This window comes from Luteitalea sp., from assembly GCA_009377605.1.
Lineage (GTDB): Bacteria > Acidobacteriota > Vicinamibacteria > Vicinamibacterales > Vicinamibacteraceae > WHTT01.
Genome location: WHTT01000006.1, coordinates 55,902 through 71,732 on the forward strand (window position 1 = coordinate 55,902; position 15,831 = coordinate 71,732).

Annotated in this window: 14 protein-coding genes; 6 read left to right on the plus strand and 8 right to left on the minus strand. The window is 64.7% G+C overall.

Annotated elements, in window-relative coordinates:
- Window positions 1-25: 25 nt before the first annotated feature.
- Both GEV06_03220 and GEV06_03225 read right to left on the minus strand, forming a co-directional pair.
- Window positions 26-2,467 (minus strand): FtsX-like permease family protein, encoded by a 2,442-nt coding sequence (locus tag GEV06_03220; protein ID MPZ16919.1) that lies wholly within the window; start codon window positions 2,465-2,467, stop codon window positions 26-28.
- A gap of 219 nt (window positions 2,468-2,686) precedes the next feature.
- Window positions 2,687-3,022, minus strand: a complete 336-nt coding sequence (locus tag GEV06_03225; protein MPZ16920.1) for a PadR family transcriptional regulator — start codon at window positions 3,020-3,022, stop codon at window positions 2,687-2,689.
- Between GEV06_03225 and GEV06_03230 the strand changes: the two genes are divergently transcribed.
- Together GEV06_03230 and GEV06_03235 are read left to right on the plus strand one after the other, a co-directional pair.
- Window positions 3,010-3,264 carry a hypothetical protein gene (locus GEV06_03230; GenBank protein MPZ16921.1) on the plus strand — a complete coding sequence of 85 codons (255 nt, stop codon included), beginning with the start codon at window positions 3,010-3,012 and terminating at the stop codon, window positions 3,262-3,264. The two genes, GEV06_03225 and GEV06_03230, sit on opposite strands and share 13 nt — an antisense overlap.
- A 100-nt stretch (window positions 3,265-3,364) precedes the next feature.
- Window positions 3,365-3,766 carry a VOC family protein gene (locus tag GEV06_03235; protein MPZ16922.1) on the plus strand — a complete coding sequence of 134 codons (402 nt, stop codon included), beginning with the start codon at window positions 3,365-3,367 and terminating at the stop codon, window positions 3,764-3,766.
- A gap of 12 nt (window positions 3,767-3,778) precedes the next feature.
- Here GEV06_03235 and GEV06_03240 read toward each other — a convergent pair whose 3' ends face one another.
- Window positions 3,779-4,066, minus strand: a complete 288-nt coding sequence (locus tag GEV06_03240) for a hypothetical protein (protein ID MPZ16923.1) — start codon at window positions 4,064-4,066, stop codon at window positions 3,779-3,781.
- The gene (locus GEV06_03245) at window positions 4,066-5,280 is read right to left on the minus strand and encodes an ROK family protein (protein ID MPZ16924.1); all 1,215 of its coding nucleotides are present in this window, start codon (window positions 5,278-5,280) and stop codon (window positions 4,066-4,068) included. The genes GEV06_03240 and GEV06_03245 overlap by 1 nt, the downstream gene beginning before the upstream one ends.
- On the opposite strand from GEV06_03245, the gene GEV06_03250 reads away from it, so the two are divergent.
- Window positions 5,185-5,889 (plus strand): hypothetical protein, encoded by a 705-nt coding sequence (locus GEV06_03250; protein MPZ16925.1) that lies wholly within the window; start codon window positions 5,185-5,187, stop codon window positions 5,887-5,889. The two genes, GEV06_03245 and GEV06_03250, sit on opposite strands and share 96 nt — an antisense overlap.
- Complete coding sequence (locus GEV06_03255; protein MPZ16926.1) at window positions 5,876-6,295, plus strand: DUF86 domain-containing protein; 420 nt, start codon at window positions 5,876-5,878, stop codon at window positions 6,293-6,295. Before GEV06_03250 ends, GEV06_03255 begins: the two co-directional genes overlap by 14 nt.
- Before the next feature lie 13 nt (window positions 6,296-6,308).
- Here the strand turns inward: GEV06_03255 and GEV06_03260 are convergent, their stop codons facing one another.
- The 4 genes from GEV06_03260 to GEV06_03275 all read right to left on the minus strand — a co-directional run bounded on the left by GEV06_03260 (window position 6,309) and on the right by GEV06_03275 (window position 13,276).
- A complete protein-coding gene (locus tag GEV06_03260) occupies window positions 6,309-7,253 on the minus strand; it encodes a 2-dehydropantoate 2-reductase (protein ID MPZ16927.1) in 945 nt (314 codons plus the stop codon).
- Between the two features lie 119 nt (window positions 7,254-7,372).
- Entirely contained in the window at window positions 7,373-8,851 is a 1,479-nt protein-coding gene (locus GEV06_03265) for an efflux transporter outer membrane subunit (GenBank protein MPZ16928.1), read from the minus strand.
- Window positions 8,852-8,870: 19 nt separating this feature from the next.
- A complete protein-coding gene (locus GEV06_03270; GenBank protein ID MPZ16929.1) occupies window positions 8,871-12,059 on the minus strand; it encodes a multidrug efflux RND transporter permease subunit in 3,189 nt (1,062 codons plus the stop codon).
- A gap of 8 nt (window positions 12,060-12,067) precedes the next feature.
- On the minus strand, window positions 12,068-13,276 hold the full coding sequence (locus tag GEV06_03275) for an efflux RND transporter periplasmic adaptor subunit (protein ID MPZ16930.1): 1,209 nt from the start codon (window positions 13,274-13,276) through the stop codon (window positions 12,068-12,070).
- Window positions 13,277-13,614: 338 nt separating this feature from the next.
- Between GEV06_03275 and GEV06_03280 the strand changes: the two genes are divergently transcribed.
- Together GEV06_03280 and GEV06_03285 are read left to right on the plus strand one after the other, a co-directional pair.
- Window positions 13,615-15,084 carry a hypothetical protein gene (locus GEV06_03280; protein MPZ16931.1) on the plus strand — a complete coding sequence of 490 codons (1,470 nt, stop codon included), beginning with the start codon at window positions 13,615-13,617 and terminating at the stop codon, window positions 15,082-15,084.
- Entirely contained in the window at window positions 15,071-15,748 is a 678-nt protein-coding gene (locus GEV06_03285) for a response regulator (GenBank protein ID MPZ16932.1), read from the plus strand. Before GEV06_03280 ends, GEV06_03285 begins: the two co-directional genes overlap by 14 nt.
- The last annotated feature ends 83 nt before the right edge of the window (window positions 15,749-15,831 follow it).

The following is a 15,831-nucleotide window of genomic DNA, read 5'->3' on the forward strand; positions in this document are numbered from 1 at the left end:
CTTGCGCCCGACCTGAAGGTCGGGCCTACAGGTCCGACCGCAACGCGATAATCGGGTCGATACGCGAAGCGCGTCGGGCAGGAAGATACGTCGCCACGAGCGTCACAACCGTCAGACTTGCTCCGACAGCCACGTACGTCACCGGATCCGTCGGACCCACGCCAAACAGCAACGCTGACATGACACGAGTGAGCAGCATGGCCGCGCCACTGCCGAGCGCGATGCCGATCATCGTGAGAACGAGCCCGTGACGAAGAAACAGACGACGCACATCGCCGGTCTGTGCGCCGAGCGCCATGCGGATGCCGATCTCGCGCGTCCGCTGCGTGGCGATGTACGCAATCACGCCGTAGATTCCCACCACACCGAGCAGCAGCGCTACGCTCGCGGCAATGGCCAGCATGACCATGGCAAAGGACGTCTGCGCCATTGACTCCGCCTGAATCTCATCGAGCGTTTGCACGTTCGCCAACGGCAGGCTCGGATTGACGGACCAGACGGCTTGTTGGAGCTCGCGCAGGAAGCCGGGCGAGCCCACGCGGGTCGACCGCACGGCGTAGGCCATCGTGCGCGTCATGTAACCGGGGATCCGCTCTCCACCACGGACCCACAAGTTCTCATTCAACAGCGGCCAGTACACCATGGCGGTCGCCGGCTGATTCAGGCCATCGTCACGCTCGTTGCCGACGACGCCAACGATTTCTCGCCACTCGAGACTGTTCCGAACACGCTTGCCGAGTGCCTCGGATGGCTCCCGCCAGTACTCACGTGCCAGAGTCTCGGAGATGACGACAACGGGCCTGACCTGGTAGATGTCGGTCCAGGTGATCGTGCGTCCGGCCACCAGCCGGTTCCCCATCGTCTCGAAGTAGCCAGGCGCCACGGACTTGAAACGGTAGTGTGGCGGCAGCTCGTCGTCCCGCACGTGGACGTGCTCCACGTGGATGGCATTGGTGTTGTTCTCGCCGTCCATCGTGATCGAGGAGGAGAGACCGACCGAGACGACGCCCGGTACCTGCCGCAGCCGTTGGGCGATCTCATCGTGCGTCCGCGCCATCTGTTGCAGATCACTAACGAGGGCCTCTGGCACATCGATGCGGAACGTCTGCACTTCGTGGGGGCGCACAAAGCCGGGCTCGACCTGCCGCATGGCAACGAACGTCCGAATCATCAGTCCCGAGACGATCAGCAGCACGAGGGCGAGCGCGACCTCCGCCACGACCAGCGCATTGCGCGTCCGGTGTCGCCCCGGCGCGTCGCTCGCCGATCGGCCACCTTCCTTGAGTGCCGTCCCGCTCGGCGTCCCAAATCTCAGGACGGGAATGAGGCCGAACATCAGACCCGTGAGCACCGAAATCGCCACCGTGAAGAGCAGCACCATCGGATCGATGTTGATCTCATCCACGCGCGGCAACTCCGCCGGCGCCAACCTCCTCAACACGCCGATGCTGGCTTGGGCGAGCGCCAGGCCGACGACGCCGCCCGCGAGCGCCAGCATCAGGCTCTCCGACAGCAGCTCCCGCGCGATGCGCCCACGACTCGCGCCCAGGGCCGCACGGATGGCCAACTCCTGCTGGCGCCCCTCGGCGCGCACGAGAAAGAGATTCGCGACGTTCGCACAGGCAATCAGCAAGACGAAGCCCACGGTGGCCAAGAGAATCCAGAGAATGCGCCCGATGTCCCCGATCACGTCTTGCGCCAGTGGACGAATGTTCGGCTGTAAGCGGTAGGCATGGTAGGTCGGCGGGAGGAGCGGGATCATGCGCGCCACGTCGGCATTGGCCTGGGACAGCGTGACGCCTGGCTTCAGCCGAGCCAGAACCTGGAAGTCGAAGCTTCCGTTGTTCGCCTTCGCACGGTCGATCTGCATCGGCAGCAGCACCGCGGGATCGGTGCGCAGGAACTTAAGAGAAGCGGGCAGCACGCCAACGATCTCGCTGGGCATGCCGTCGATCATCAGCGATCGACCGATGATCGTCTGGGCGCCGCTGAACTTACGCTGCCAATAGCCGTGGGTCAAGACGACCCGCGCCGGACTGCCCGGCCTCTCGTCCTCTTCGCCGAAGAAACGGCCAAGAACAGATTGGACTCTCAGCAGCGGCAACGTGGCATCTGAGACGGAGAGCGCCTCAACACGCTCCGGCTCACCGCGCCCGGTGATCGAGACCTGGTTGGTCTTCCATGCACCAATGTCCTCGAAGACTTGGTGGTTGTCGCGGTAGGTGAAATACGTGCCGGGGCCGTGGCTGTTATGCTCGTGCGACACGTCAACCAGGCGATCCGGCTCGTGGAACGGAAGGGGCTTCAGCAACACGCCATTGACGACGCTGAAGATGGCCGTATTGGCGCCGATCCCGAGCGCAAGCGTTACGACCGCAATCGCGGTGAAGCCGGGACTCCGCCGCAACACGCGCACGGCGTGCTGGAGATCCTTCCACAGGGTTTCGACCACGTTCAGGCGTCGCATGTCGCGGCACTCCTCCTTGCGTCGCTCCATCCCACCAAAGGCGCGCAGCACGGCTGTGCGCGCCTGCTGCGGCATCAGCCCCTTCGCGACCTGCTCCTGAATCTGCTGTTCGAGGTGATAGTGAAGCTCCTCGTCCAGCTCTTGATCGACCTCGCCGCGGCGAAACAGTGTGCGCAGCCGGAGCGGCAACGTGTAGAGCCAGCGCTCCAGACCCATGGCTCACGCCTCTTTGAGCTTCACCACATGAGAGATCGCGCCGGACAAGCGCTGCCAGTTGGCGGTCTCGCGCTCGAGCTGCTTGCGACCGGGCCGCGTCAGCGAGTAGTACTTGGCGCGCCGGTTGTTCTCCGTGACCCGCCATTCGGCCTTGATCCAGCCCTCTTGTTCGAGCTTGTGCAGCGCTGGGTAGAGCGATCCGTCGCTCACCTGCAGGACCTCTCGCGAGACCTGCTTCAGCCGCTGACTGATTGCCCAGCCATTGAGCGGCTCGAGGGCCACGATCTTGAGAATCAGAAGGTCAAGGGTGCCTTGAACCAGATCAGGTGGTCTACTCATATTTGTCTCACTCGGTTACCGAGAACAGCATACGACGACTTTTCTCGGTAAGCAAGAGGAAGACGACCGCTGTTCTGATCTATGGGCACACCCATCGCGCCCTGATCCACCGTGCCGGCAGGCGTTGGGTAGTGAACCCAGGAGCGGCCGGGCCACGCCGCTTCGATCTCATCCCGAGCGTCGCGCGTCTCACGATGCGGGAAGGCGAAGTGGCCGATGTCCGAATCATCCCACTCACTTGACACATCGACACCGATCGAAGATCGTGGCCTGCGCATTGAGCGGATACAGGACATGAGCGCATCACTGCGCGGTTCCGTGGAGTAAGACTGCATGCCAACCTTGAGAGTCGAGCACGTCGCCTGGAACGTTTCGGAGCCAGAGGCAATGGCCGCCTGGTACATCGAGCATCTGGGAATGCGCATCGTGCGAAAGGTCGATACCCCTGCGCGCATTCATTTTCTGGCGGATACGAGCGGAGCAGTAGTAGTCGAGATCTACAACAATCCAGCGGATGCAATTCCGGACTACCCGTCGATGCATCCGCTCAGATTCCATCTCGCGTTCGAGGCGGACGACCCGGACGCGGCCAAGTCGGCACTGCTGGACGCCGGCGCCACTTTCGTCGAGGAACAGCGCCAAGCGGATGGCTCACGCCTCCTCATGTTGCGCGACCCATGGGGACTGCCGCTTCAACTGTGCAAGCGTCGGCAGCCGCTGTTGGCCGGTCGCCAGGACTCGTGATCCCAGTTGGCGTTACATCGGCGGCGCCTCTCGAGCAGGAGCATCGCGAAACGCCGGAACAGACTGCCGGCTGAACCGCTGGAAGTAGCGGAGGCACTTGTCGCGCCACGCGGCCGCATCTTCGACCTGCCGTCGCAGTTTGTCGCGCAAGGGCGCCTCCTCGATTGGGGCATAGCGGAGCCAGAGGTCGTAGCCGGTTTCAGCGCTCGCTCGAGCGCTCACCGACAGCGCGAGAAGCACGACGACCATGCCAGGCACGTATCTCGCGAGCCAAAGAGAGGGAGAGGTCATTGGCAGCATCACATCAGAGCCGGGGCACCGAAGTGCTTCTGAAGCACCAGGGCGATCGTGCCGCGAAGCCTGGGCTGGCTGGCGGCATCGGTCGGCACGATACGGGTCGTTGCGTGGGTGAACGTGTGCCGCTTGACCACGTTCTCGATCGCGGCCCCAATCCGGTTCCAGAAGCGCGTCACCTCGCCCACGATCACGATGACGTCCGGCGCCAAGCCGGTGACGAGCAGCGCCGCCCCGGCGCCAATGTAGTGGGCTTGGCGGTCGATGGCCGACAACGCTCTGGCGTCGCCCTGGTCCGCGAGACGGACGATATCGTCGAACGTCGGGAGCTGCCGTTTTGCCGTCGCCGTGGAGTCTCTGCGACGGTTGCGAGAGGTTGCCTCAACGTAATAGCGCACGGCCGCAGAGTTCGAGGCGTACATCTCCCAACACCCCTGGTTGCCGCACCGACACCGAAGGCCCTCCTCGACCAGCGTGATGTGGCCGAACTCGCCTGCGACACCTGTGGAGCCTCGTATGAGTTGGCCGTTCAGGATGATGCCGCCGCCGATCCCTTCCGACACGGTGATAGCGATGAGGTTCCGTACGCTCTCGGTATGCTCGCCGAACCAGAGCTCTGCGAGCGCACAGGCGTTCGCCGCATTCTCTAGCGCCACCGGCAGCTTCGTGGCTGCTTCGAGCGGCCCCTTCAAGTCCACGCCGTTCCACGCGAGATTCGGCGCAAACACCAACCGCTGCGACGCCAGGTCGATGCGCCCTGGCACGCTCACGCCGACTCCTTCGTAGCAAATCTCGGGGTGCGCCTCGATGAGGCGACGGAGGTGCGCGCACAATGCGTCGATGGCCTGCGCGGGATTCGAAGGCGTCGGGAGAGACTCCTGGGTGATGAACCGCGCATCCAGATCGGCCAAGGCAATCGTGGTCCGGATGGGACGGATGTTGATGCCGATGATGCCGACGCGCTCCCTGTTCAAGTGAAGAAATCTCGGCCGTCGACCGCGGGGCAGATAGCCGCTCGCGCCTTCCGCGACCCACTTCTCCTTGATCAATTGCTCGATGATGGCCGAGACGGTGCTCCGCTGCAGCCCCGATTCGCGAGCCAAATCGGCTCGCGAAATTGGCTGATGCCGCCGAATCAAGTTGAGCACGATCCGGCGGTTGATGTCGCGCGCGGTCTCACTGGTCGCGACGTGAAAATTGGTCAGATCGATCTTGCGCATGTCGGCAGCGCGATCAGCGTGCAGGCTATAGTTCGGGAGGAGAACTATAGCACGCCCGTCGAGGTCGGAGAATGCCTCGGAGTCCGCGGCGTATACTGGGCACTGGAACGCTGCGTTGCCACGGACTCCTGGTGCGGACGAGAAGTGGCCGTCGAGATAGCGGTGTCACTTGGAAACACCGGCCTGCGTTGTAGAATCGCTGCCATGTCGAGCGTCGACACCCTGAAGCGTGTGCTGGGGGCCATGTCAGGCGTGCGGCTCGCTGTCCTCTTCGGATCGGCAGCGAGACGAACCGCCGGGCTCGCCAGCGACCTCGATGTGGGGATATTGCTCGATCGGAAGACTGAGCCCACATCGCTGCTGGCTGTGACCCTCGAGCGAGCCGTTGGCCGTCCGGTCGACGTCATCTGGCTCGATGCAGCCCCTCCACTTCTCCGTTTCGAAATCGCTCGAGACGGCGTGGTGCTGGTCGAACGCAGCAGCCACACGTGGGCCGATTTTCGCGCCCACGCGATGATCGACTGGTGGGATTGGGCACCGACTGCACGAATGATGCACAAGGTGATGGCCGCACGACTGAAGGAGGAGGCGGCGCGTGGTCGGTCGTGAGGTGGTGGTGACGAAGGCCGCCCGGGCACGCGCGTGGCTCAATGAGGCAGCCGCCACACTGCTCGCGCCCCTCGACAGGTTCCAGTCCGACCCGAAAGCGCGGGATCTGTCGCTCTTTTATCTCTTTCTCTCCATTCAAGAGTGCATAGACTTAGCCGCCCACTGGGTGGCCGACGAAGGATGGGCTGAGCCGGACGATGCGGGCTCTGCGTTCGACGTCCTTGCGGATCGCAGCGTGATCGACCGCGACACCGCGACGGCCTTGCGTGCTGCCGCTGGCCTGCGTAACCGGATCGCGCACGGCTATGCCCTGCTCGACTACGAGCGGGTGCACCGCGAGGCGCAAGGAGGCGTTCCCGCGCTCCGCAAGTTCCTCGTTTCCATCACAGAAGCAGCGGGTGTGTAAGTCGCGGCGGCTTCTAGAGGCTTGATTTCTCGAGGAGCTTCACCAGCGTATGGAGCGTGTGGGAGACCGGCGTCGGAATGCCAAGCTCCGCCCCACGGCGCGCCACGTAGCCGTTCAGGGAATCGATCTCCGTGCGCTTCCCGCGCAGGATGTCCTGCCCCGTCGACGACAGCGCATTCGGCATGCTGCCTGCGAGCTTCCAGCCCGCTTCGACCATGCCGTCTGGCATCTCGACACCGAGCCCGCGCGCAACCGCTACGGTCTCTTCGATGGCGTGCCGCATCACTTCGCGTGTCCCGGGATCGGCGACCAGCCGCCCATATCTGGTTCGGGTCAACGCGGAGATCGCGTTGTAGGCACAGTTCATGACCATCTTCGTCCAGAGATCCGTTTCGATGCGTGCCGATACTCGACACGGCACACCGGCCCGGCCGAAGACGTGCGCGACTCGCTCGATGTCGCGCCGGCGCTGATCGCTGGATCCACCGCGCTGCGGGGCATCACCGATGATGAGGTCGCCACGGCCGGCATGCGTCACCACGCCCGGGGCCGTCATCTCCGCGGCCACATAGACGGACGCGGGAATGGCATCGATCCGCGTCGCGGCGCGAATACGCTCTGCACCATCCACACCGTTCTGGAGGCAAACAACAACGGCTCCATTCGACACATGGAGCGCAAGGGTGTTGGCTGCCGCTTCCGTGTCGGTTGTCTTGACCGCAAACAGGACGAGCTCGGCGTCACCGGCGGCGGCGGGGTCGATAGATGCCGACGCGGGGACCGTCGCCTCGAAGTCGCGGGTCTGGAGTAGCAGGCCGCTTGCCGTGATGGCGTCGACGTGCGCCGCGCGACCGATGAGTGTCACGGGAGCACCGGCGCGTGCGAGCATGCCGCCGAAATAACAGCCAACCGCGCCCGCCCCCATGACCGCCACCCGCGGCCACTCCTCAATCGTCATGTCGTGGTTGCCAAGACGGCGGACCGTCAGGTCCGCTAGCGGCCAAATTTACATCGATTCGTGTGGATCAAGAAAAGATGCCAGGCATCTTTCGGGACGCCGCCTTGCCGAGGCGGGCACTAGAATCGGGCCGTCCGCTGCACCACTTCTCGACCAGACGAAGCGGGGCCGGCGGCGCTGGTTGTCGCGCCACTCGCGCCGGTGGCGGCGCCGTCGGTCACAATGCCCCCCAGCGCTTTGTAGACCGCCACGACGCTCGTATACACGCCGACCTCGGCTTGGGCCACGGCGTCTTCCGCCTCGAGCTGCGTGCGTTCCGCATCCAACAGCGAGAGGAAGTCGGCAACGCCCTCTTTGTAGCGCACGCGCGCGATATCAGCGGCACGCGTGCTCTCTCTCACCTGCTCGCCGAGCCTGAGCAGTCGCTGCTGCTCCTCGCGATAGGAAACCAGCGCGTTCTCGGTTTCTTCGAGCGCCAGCAGCACCGTTTGCTCGAACGTCGCGAGGGTCTCGCCCGTCGCCGCTTCCGCACCACGCAGCCGTGCCCGTGCACTGCCGAGGTCGAACGCCGCCCAGCTCAACGCCGGCGTTACGGCCCACGCGCGCGAGTCTGCCTCTCCGAAGAGGCTGCCTCGACCTGCAATGAAACCGAGGAACCCGGTCAGCGTCACGCGCGGATAGAGATCCGCGGCCGCCACACCCTCACGGGCCACAGCCGCCGCCAAGCTCCGCTCGGCCGCGCGAACATCCGGACGGCGACGAAGCAACTCGCCCGGGTCGCCAATCGACAGCGCTTTTGCCAGCGGCGGGTAGGGACGAGGCGCGAGATCCGCGCGAAGGGCGCCCGGCCGCACCCCGGTCAGGACGGCGAGCCGGTGCTCGCGCTGGACGAGGCCGGCGCGAAGCGGCGGGACACTCGCCTCGATTGCAGCGACGCGTGCTGCGGCGCTGGCGACATCCTGTTCTTCGCCGAATCCTGCGTCCCGGCGGACTTGCGTGAGCCGCAGCGTCTCGCGCTGGTTGACGAGGCTCCGCTCGGCCACGGCCATCTGGTACTGCAACCCGCGCAGCTCGAAGTACGCACGCGCCACGTCGGCAACGACGCGAACGCGGACGTCTGTGAGCGTGAGGGCAAAGCTCTCGGCGGTCGTGGCTGCGGCCCGCACCTCCGACCGCACGCGCCCGAACAGGTCGATCTCCCAGAAGGCGTCAAAGCCCGCTTGATAGGTCGTCGAATCGATCCGTTCGTCGGTGAAGCCTGGCTGCGCCTGCTCGCGGCGATCCACGCTCGCACCGGCGGTCACCGTTGGGTACCGATCCAACGCGGCATCGTCGAAGATGGCGCGCGCCTGCTCCACCCGTGCGGAGGCAATGCGCACGTCGTGATTGGCATCTAGGGCGCGAGTGACCAGCCCGTCGAGCACGCTGTCCTCGAACTGGCCCCACCAGCGCGGATCGAAGGACGTCTCGGCAAAGTGCGCGGCATCAGCCTGCTTCAAGGCAGCAGGATCGACCCGCGGCTCCTCGTACGGCCCCCGCAGGGCGCATCCCGACACGACGAGCGTCAATAGGAATCCGATAGCAAGACGAATAGACATTGGGAATCAGGATTCAGGATTACTGCCCCTCCACTGAGGCCGCGGCCACACGCCCCTGCGGCGCACGCGCCGACGCTGAGAAGCGCGCCGCGAGGCCGCCGACGAGCACATAGAACACCGGCGTCAGGAACAGTCCGAAGAACGTTACGCCAAACATGCCGGCAAACACGGTAATGCCCATCGCCCGACGGATCTCCCACCCCGCGTCGGAGGAGAAGATGAGCGGAATGACAGCAGCGAGAAACGTGATCGACGTCATCAGAATGGGCCGCAACCGGACGCGGCACGCATCGAGAACCGCCGACACACGGTCGTGCCCTTCCTGCTCGCGCTGCCGGGCGAACTCGACAATCAGGATCGCGTTCTTGCAGGCCAGGGCGGCGAGCACGAGAAAGCTGATCTGCGTGAATATGTTGTTGTCGCCGCCGGTGATCCACACACCGAAGATCGCGGAGAACAGGGTCATCGGCACGATGAGAATGATCGTCAGCGGATGCGTCCAGCTCTCGTACTGTGCGGCGAGCACGATGTAGACCAGGAGCACGCACAAGGGAAAGATGTAGATCATCGTGTTGCCCGCGAGCAGCTCCTGGTAAGCCAGCTCGGTCCACTCGAAGGTCATGCCGGACGGCAGACCTCGCTCGAGAATGCCGGCAATGGCATCCTGCGCCTGTCCCGAGCTGAAGCCTGGCGCGGGCCCGCCGTTGATCTCCGCCGCCGGATAGCCGTTGTAGTGCATCACCTGGTCCGGCCCATAGCTGCGCTGCACGGTCACCAACGAGCCGAGCGGCACCATGTCACCGCGGGCGTTGCGGGTCTCGAGCCGGCGAATTTGTTCCGGCTGTAAACGGAACTCCGACTCGGCCTGGACGTTCACCTGGTAGGTTCGCCCGAAGCGGTTGAAGTCGTTCGCGTAGAGCGATCCCAGGTACACCTGCAGCGTCTCGAACACGTCGGTGAGCTCCACACCGTACGTCTTCACGCGCTCGCGATCCACGTCGGCGTCGATTTGCGGCACGTTGACCTGAAAGATCGAGAACACGCCCGCCAGCGACGGCGTGCCGAACCCCTCACCCACCGCAGCCTGCACACGGCCGAACAGCTCCTCGAACCCGAGATTGCCGCGGTCTTCGACGTAGAGCTTGAATCCTCCCGTCGTGCCGAGGCCTTGAACCGGCGGTGGAGGGAAGATGGCCACGAAGGCCTCCTGGAGCTCGCTGTACTGCGCGTTGAGCGCCCCGACGATGGCGCCCGCCGACAGCTCCGGCGATTGCCGCTCGAGCGCAGGCTTGAGGGTCACGAATGCGATGCCGGTGTTCGACGCGTTGACGAAGCCGTTGACCGACAACCCGGGGAACGAGACTGCATTCGAGACCCCCGGGTGCTTCATCGCAATCTCGCCCAATCGTCTGACCACCGCGTCGGTGCGATCGAGCGTTGCAGCATCTGGCAGCTGCGCGAAGGCAATCAGATAGTCCTTGTCCTGCGCAGGCACGAAGCCGGACGGGACACGCGCGAACCCGAGGGCCGTCAGCCCGATCAACCCGAGATAGACCACGACCACGATGGCAGACACGCGGAGGACACGGGCGACACCGAAACCGTACGCCGACGACGAACGCTCGAACACGCGGTTGAACAGACGGAAGAACCAGCCGAACAGCCGATCGGCCACACGCTGCACGACGTCCTTGGGTGCACCGCGCGGCTTCAAGATACGGGAGGCGACCGCCGGGCTGAGCGTGAGCGAGTTGAACGCCGAGATCGCCGTGGAGATCGCAATCGTCAGCGAGAACTGGGCGTAGAACTTGCCGCTCAGCCCGCTGATGAACGCCGTGGGGACAAACACGGCACCGAGCACGAACGCGATGGCGATGATGGGTCCCGAGACCTCCTCCATCGCCCGCCGTGTGGCGGCGACCGGATCCAACCCGAGCTCGATGTGCCGTTCCACGTTCTCGACGACCACGATCGCATCGTCCACGACGATGCCGATGGCGAGGACCAGACCGAACAACGACAGCGTGTTCAGCGAGAAACCGGCCACGAGCATGACGGCAAACGTGCCGACGATCGAGACCGGCACGGCGAGCAGCGGAATGAGTGTCGCTCGCCACGTCTGGAGGAAGATCATCACGACGAGCACGACCAGAATCGTCGCCTCGATCAAGGTCCGTACGACCGATCGAATCGAGTCGCGGACGTAGATGGTTGGGTCGTACACGATCCGGTATTCCACGCCCTCGGGAAACGACTGGCTCAACGCCTCCATCGTGGCGCGGACCTGGTTCGACGCCTCGATGGCGTTCGTGCCAGGCCGCTGGAAGATGCCGATGGCGGCGGCCGGCTGGTTGTCGAGCAAGCTCCGCAACGCGTAGGTATTCGACCCGAGCTCGACCCGGCCGACGTCGCGTACGCGCGTGATCTCGCCATCTGGCGTTGCGCGCACGACCACGTTGCCAAACTCTTCCTCTGTCGTCAGACGACCTTGTGTGTTGATGGAGAGCTGGAAGGTCTGCTCTGTCGGAGCGGGCGGAGCGCCGAGGACGCCTGCCGCCACCTGAATGTTCTGCTCGCGAATGGCGCGCACCACATCGGTCGCCGTCAGCTCGCGCGAGGCGAGCCGATTGGGATCGAGCCACACGCGCATGCTGTACTCACCGGCACCGAAGACCTGCGCGTCGCCAACGCCTGGGATCTTGGCGAGCTCGTCTCTGATGCGAAGATGCGCGTAGTTCGACAGGTAGAGCATGTCGTATCGCTCGTCCGGCGACACGAGGTGCACCACCATGATGAAGTCTGGCGAGGCCTTCTCGGTCGTGACGCCGATGCGTTGGACCTCGGCCGGCAGCCGCGGCAGTGCCTGACTGACACGGTTCTGCACCTGCACCTGGGCGTTGTCGAGATCGGTGCCGAGGGCGAACGTCACGGTGAGCGTCATCACACCGTCCGCCGTTGCCTGCGAGAACATGTACAGCATGTCCTCGACGCCGGTGATCTGTTGCTCGAGCGGCGACGCGACGGTCTCGGCAATCACCCGCGGGTTCGCACCCGGATAGGTGCCGCGCACGATCACCGTCGGCGGCACCACCTCCGGATACTCGCTGACCGGCAGCCGGAACGCCGCGAGACCGCCGGTGATGACAATCACCAGCGACAACACCATCGCGAAAATCGGTCGGTCGATGAAGAATTGAGCGAGTTTCACGGTGACGTTTACTCCTGAGCCTCAGCAACTTCGCCGGGGGCCGGCTCCCCGTCTGGCGTGGCCTCGGTCGCATCCATGGCGACCACGACCGGCTCGACCTTCACACCGGGACGCACGCGCTGGAGACCATTGATCACTACCCGGTCGCCCGGTTTCAGCCCGCTACGGATGACGCGCATCCCGTCGACCAGCGGGCCAAGCGTGACGGTCCGATACGCGACCGTCCCGTTGTCCTCGACCACGTAGACGAACTTCTTGTCCAGATCCGTCCCAACAGCCCGATCCTGAACCAACAGGGCGCGCGACGACCCGTTGCCTGCGAGCCGAAGCCGCACGAACAAGCCAGGCGTCAGCTGGCGGCGCGGGTTCCGAAACACCGCCCGACCCTGGATCGTGCCTGTCGCCGGATCGACCTGGTTGTCGAGAAAGTTCATCTGGCCTTCACGAGGAAATCCCGTGTCGCTAGCAATCGCCATCTGAATCGGAAGGCGCGAAAGGTCCGGACGGGTCCCACCCCCGTCGCCGGCAAGATTCTGGTATCGAAGGAAGATTCGCTCGTCCGCATCGAAGTACGCATAGATGGGGTCCAGCGAGACAACGGTGGTGAGTAGGGTGGCCTCCCCGGGACCGGTCGACACCAAGTTGCCCTGGGTGACAATCGCGCGACTCACGCGACCCGACACTGGGGCGGTGACTTGTGTGAACTCCAGGTTCAGCTCGGCGGCGCGCAGGGCTGCTGCTACCGCGTCCACCTGGGCCGCGGACTCCTCCGCAAAGGCGGCACGTCGCTCCTGCTCCTCGAGAGACATGGCGTTCTGGGCACGCAACCGCTCCGCGCGCTGCGCCTCCAGGCGTGCACGCTGAACGGTGGCACGCGTACGCGCCAGCTCCGCCCGCAACCGATCGACCTCGGCCTGGAAAGGACGCGGGTCGATCTGGAAGAGCAGCGCGCCCGCTTTCACGAGTGCCCCTTCGGTGAACAACACCTTTGAAACATATCCCGACACGCGCGGGCGCACTTCAACGGTTTCGACGGCCTCGAGGCGTCCCGTGAACTCGTCCCACTCGGTCACGTCACGATGCAGCACTTCGGCCACGGTCACCTTCGGCGGCGGGGGATCCGCGGGCTGCGCGGCGGTTCGCGAGCAGGCGGAGAGTACGGCAGCAAACAACACGATGAGCCCATAACTCACCAAGCGGCGAGTCCGGTATGACATACGAACGTTGTATGGTTCCAAGCCAGCTTCCTCCTTCCAACCTATTCGCAGAATCTGGCAATCCGTCTCAAACTCTTTCTTCGACGCGAGTCTTGGATCGAGAGTTTCAATTTCTCTGCGGAGAGGGCCTGCGCTGCGGCGTCGATGTCTGCTCGCCAATTGGAAGGGACGTGGCGCGGCCAAGACCGCGCCCTACCGCTATCCTGAGTATGTTCGGTAAGGCGGCCTATCGGGCCGCCGCTTCCGTCTCTATCCTGAGCATTCTTGGCAGGGCGACCCGGTGAGGCCGCCGCGCCCTCTTCCCGCTTTGTAGACGAGTGACGCGGGCGGATTTCGACATGAGCCCCCAATCTCATGATGGCTGGTGCTCACCCTCTTCCACAATTGGACAGAGGCCTGATCCTTGCGTCGCCCGTGCGGACCACGCTTGGCTCCGGCAGATGGCCGAGACCGATCTCCTACTTTCGACCGATACCGAGATGGGACTAATGTTGGATAATGTAGAGATGCATACTGGCCCCTGCGACGGCGACCAGCCCTCAAACCTCTCTCCGGCGCAGCTTCGTGAGGCGTTCGAGCGTGAGACGGCCGAGCGCCGGCGGTTCGAATGCTTGGCCAAGATCCAGAGCGATGCGGTCCAGCTCGCGCTCGATCTGCTCGTCAGCGAGCCGGACATCGCCGGCTTCTTTCGCGCCTTTACCAAGACGATGGTCGAGGAATGCGAGAGCCACGCGTGCGGCGTGTGGCTGATCGATGACGACCATCGAAGCTGTGACCTGTGGATGGCGTACTTGAAGGATCGCATGTTCACGCCGGGCACCGCCGACTGGGATGCCCTGGCGCTGCCGCGGCACAGCCTGGCGCAGCACCTCTTCGGCTACGCGCCAGGTTGGACACGCACGATCGAGTACGCCGGCGACGACCCGCGCCTGCCCGAGCCAGTACGTGCGTTCAATCGTCGCGAAGGCGTCAGCTCCGTCGCGGTCGCACCGCTCGTGCTGGCCACCCGGACGCTGGGCTGGTTCGCGCTATCCACCGGACCGACGCCCGCCTGCGAGAGCGCATGGCGGCTCGCGCTGCTCGAAGCCAGCGCGCGTCAGGCGACGCTGGCGCTCTATCAGAGCAGACTGGCCGAACAGAGCCTGCTGGAAGAGCGCCACAAGGCGATCCTGGAAGAGCGCAACCGTCTCGCGCGTGACATTCACGACAATCTCGCTCAAGGGTTCGCCGCCATTCTCATGCAGCTTCAGGCCGCCAAGCGGCTCGCCACTGCGTTGCCGCCTGCCGTGGCATCGAGTCTCGATGCCGCTGTCGATCTGGCGCGCACACACATGATCGAGGCGCGGCGCTCGGTCGGTGCGCTCCGCCCGCACCTCGGAGAGGGCGAGACGCTTGCCGCGACCTTGCGACGCCTCGTCGACATGGCCAGACGAACGACCGACGTCCCGATCGAGCTCGTCCTGGACCAGCTGCCACAGTTCGGTCACGAGGTGGAGCGCGAGATCATCGGGATCGCGCAGGAGGCCTTGAACAACGCCGTTCGTCACGCCGACGCGCGAAGAATCACCCTCACCGCCTCGGCCCCGCGCTCGCTCGCGTTTCGGCTGTCGGTGGCCGACGATGGCCGCGGGATCGGCGACGAGCGTGCTGCGTCGGGCTTCGGTATGACGAGCATGCAGGAGCGTGCGGAACATATCAGCGCGTCATTGACGATCGTGACGGCCTCGCGGCGTGGCACAGAGGTCGTGCTCGCCTGGGAACCCGCGCCGATAGAGTCCGCAGCCACGGAGGTCCATGCCGCACAGTGACATCAGCACCGAGACCGCCGTCGGCGCAGGTCGCGGAACCGGTTCCAGGGCCCGGGTGCTCATCGTCGACGATCATGCCCTGCTTCGAACGGGCGTCGCGAACATCATCAATCAGGAGCCGGATCTCGAAGTAGTGGCCGAGAGCGGTAACGGTGCCGAAGCGCTGGATGCGTTCGACCGCCACCACCCCGACGTGACGTTGCTGGATCTTCGGATGCCCGTGATGGAGGGCGTCGAAGCCGTCCGGAGAATGCGGGAGCGCGATCCTCACGCCAAGATCATCATCCTCACCACCTACGACACCGACGAGGACATCGCCCGGGCGCTCAGGGCGGGAGCCAAGGCCTACGTGCTGAAGGACATCTCCGCTGAGGACCTCATTGCCTGCATTCACCAAGTGCTCGCCGGCAAGACCTACCTGGCGCCGGCGGCTGCCGCGAAGCTTGCGGAAGGTGTGACACGCGTCCACTTGACGCCGCGCGAGCTAGCCACGCTCCGGCTCATGGCGGACGGTCGGGCGAACAAAGAGATCGCAGACGCGCTCAGGATCAGCGAGCGGACAGTAAAGACCCACGTGGGCCACCTGTTCGAGAAGCTTGGGGTAACCAGTCGGACCGAGGCCGTGAAAGTCGCAAGTCGGCGCGGCCTGGTGAGACTCGACTGATCGCTGAGCGCGTCAATGCGGAAACGCGTTACGTCCTAGAAACCTAACGCGGACACGGCGACGAGCTGCCAATTCCTGAGACC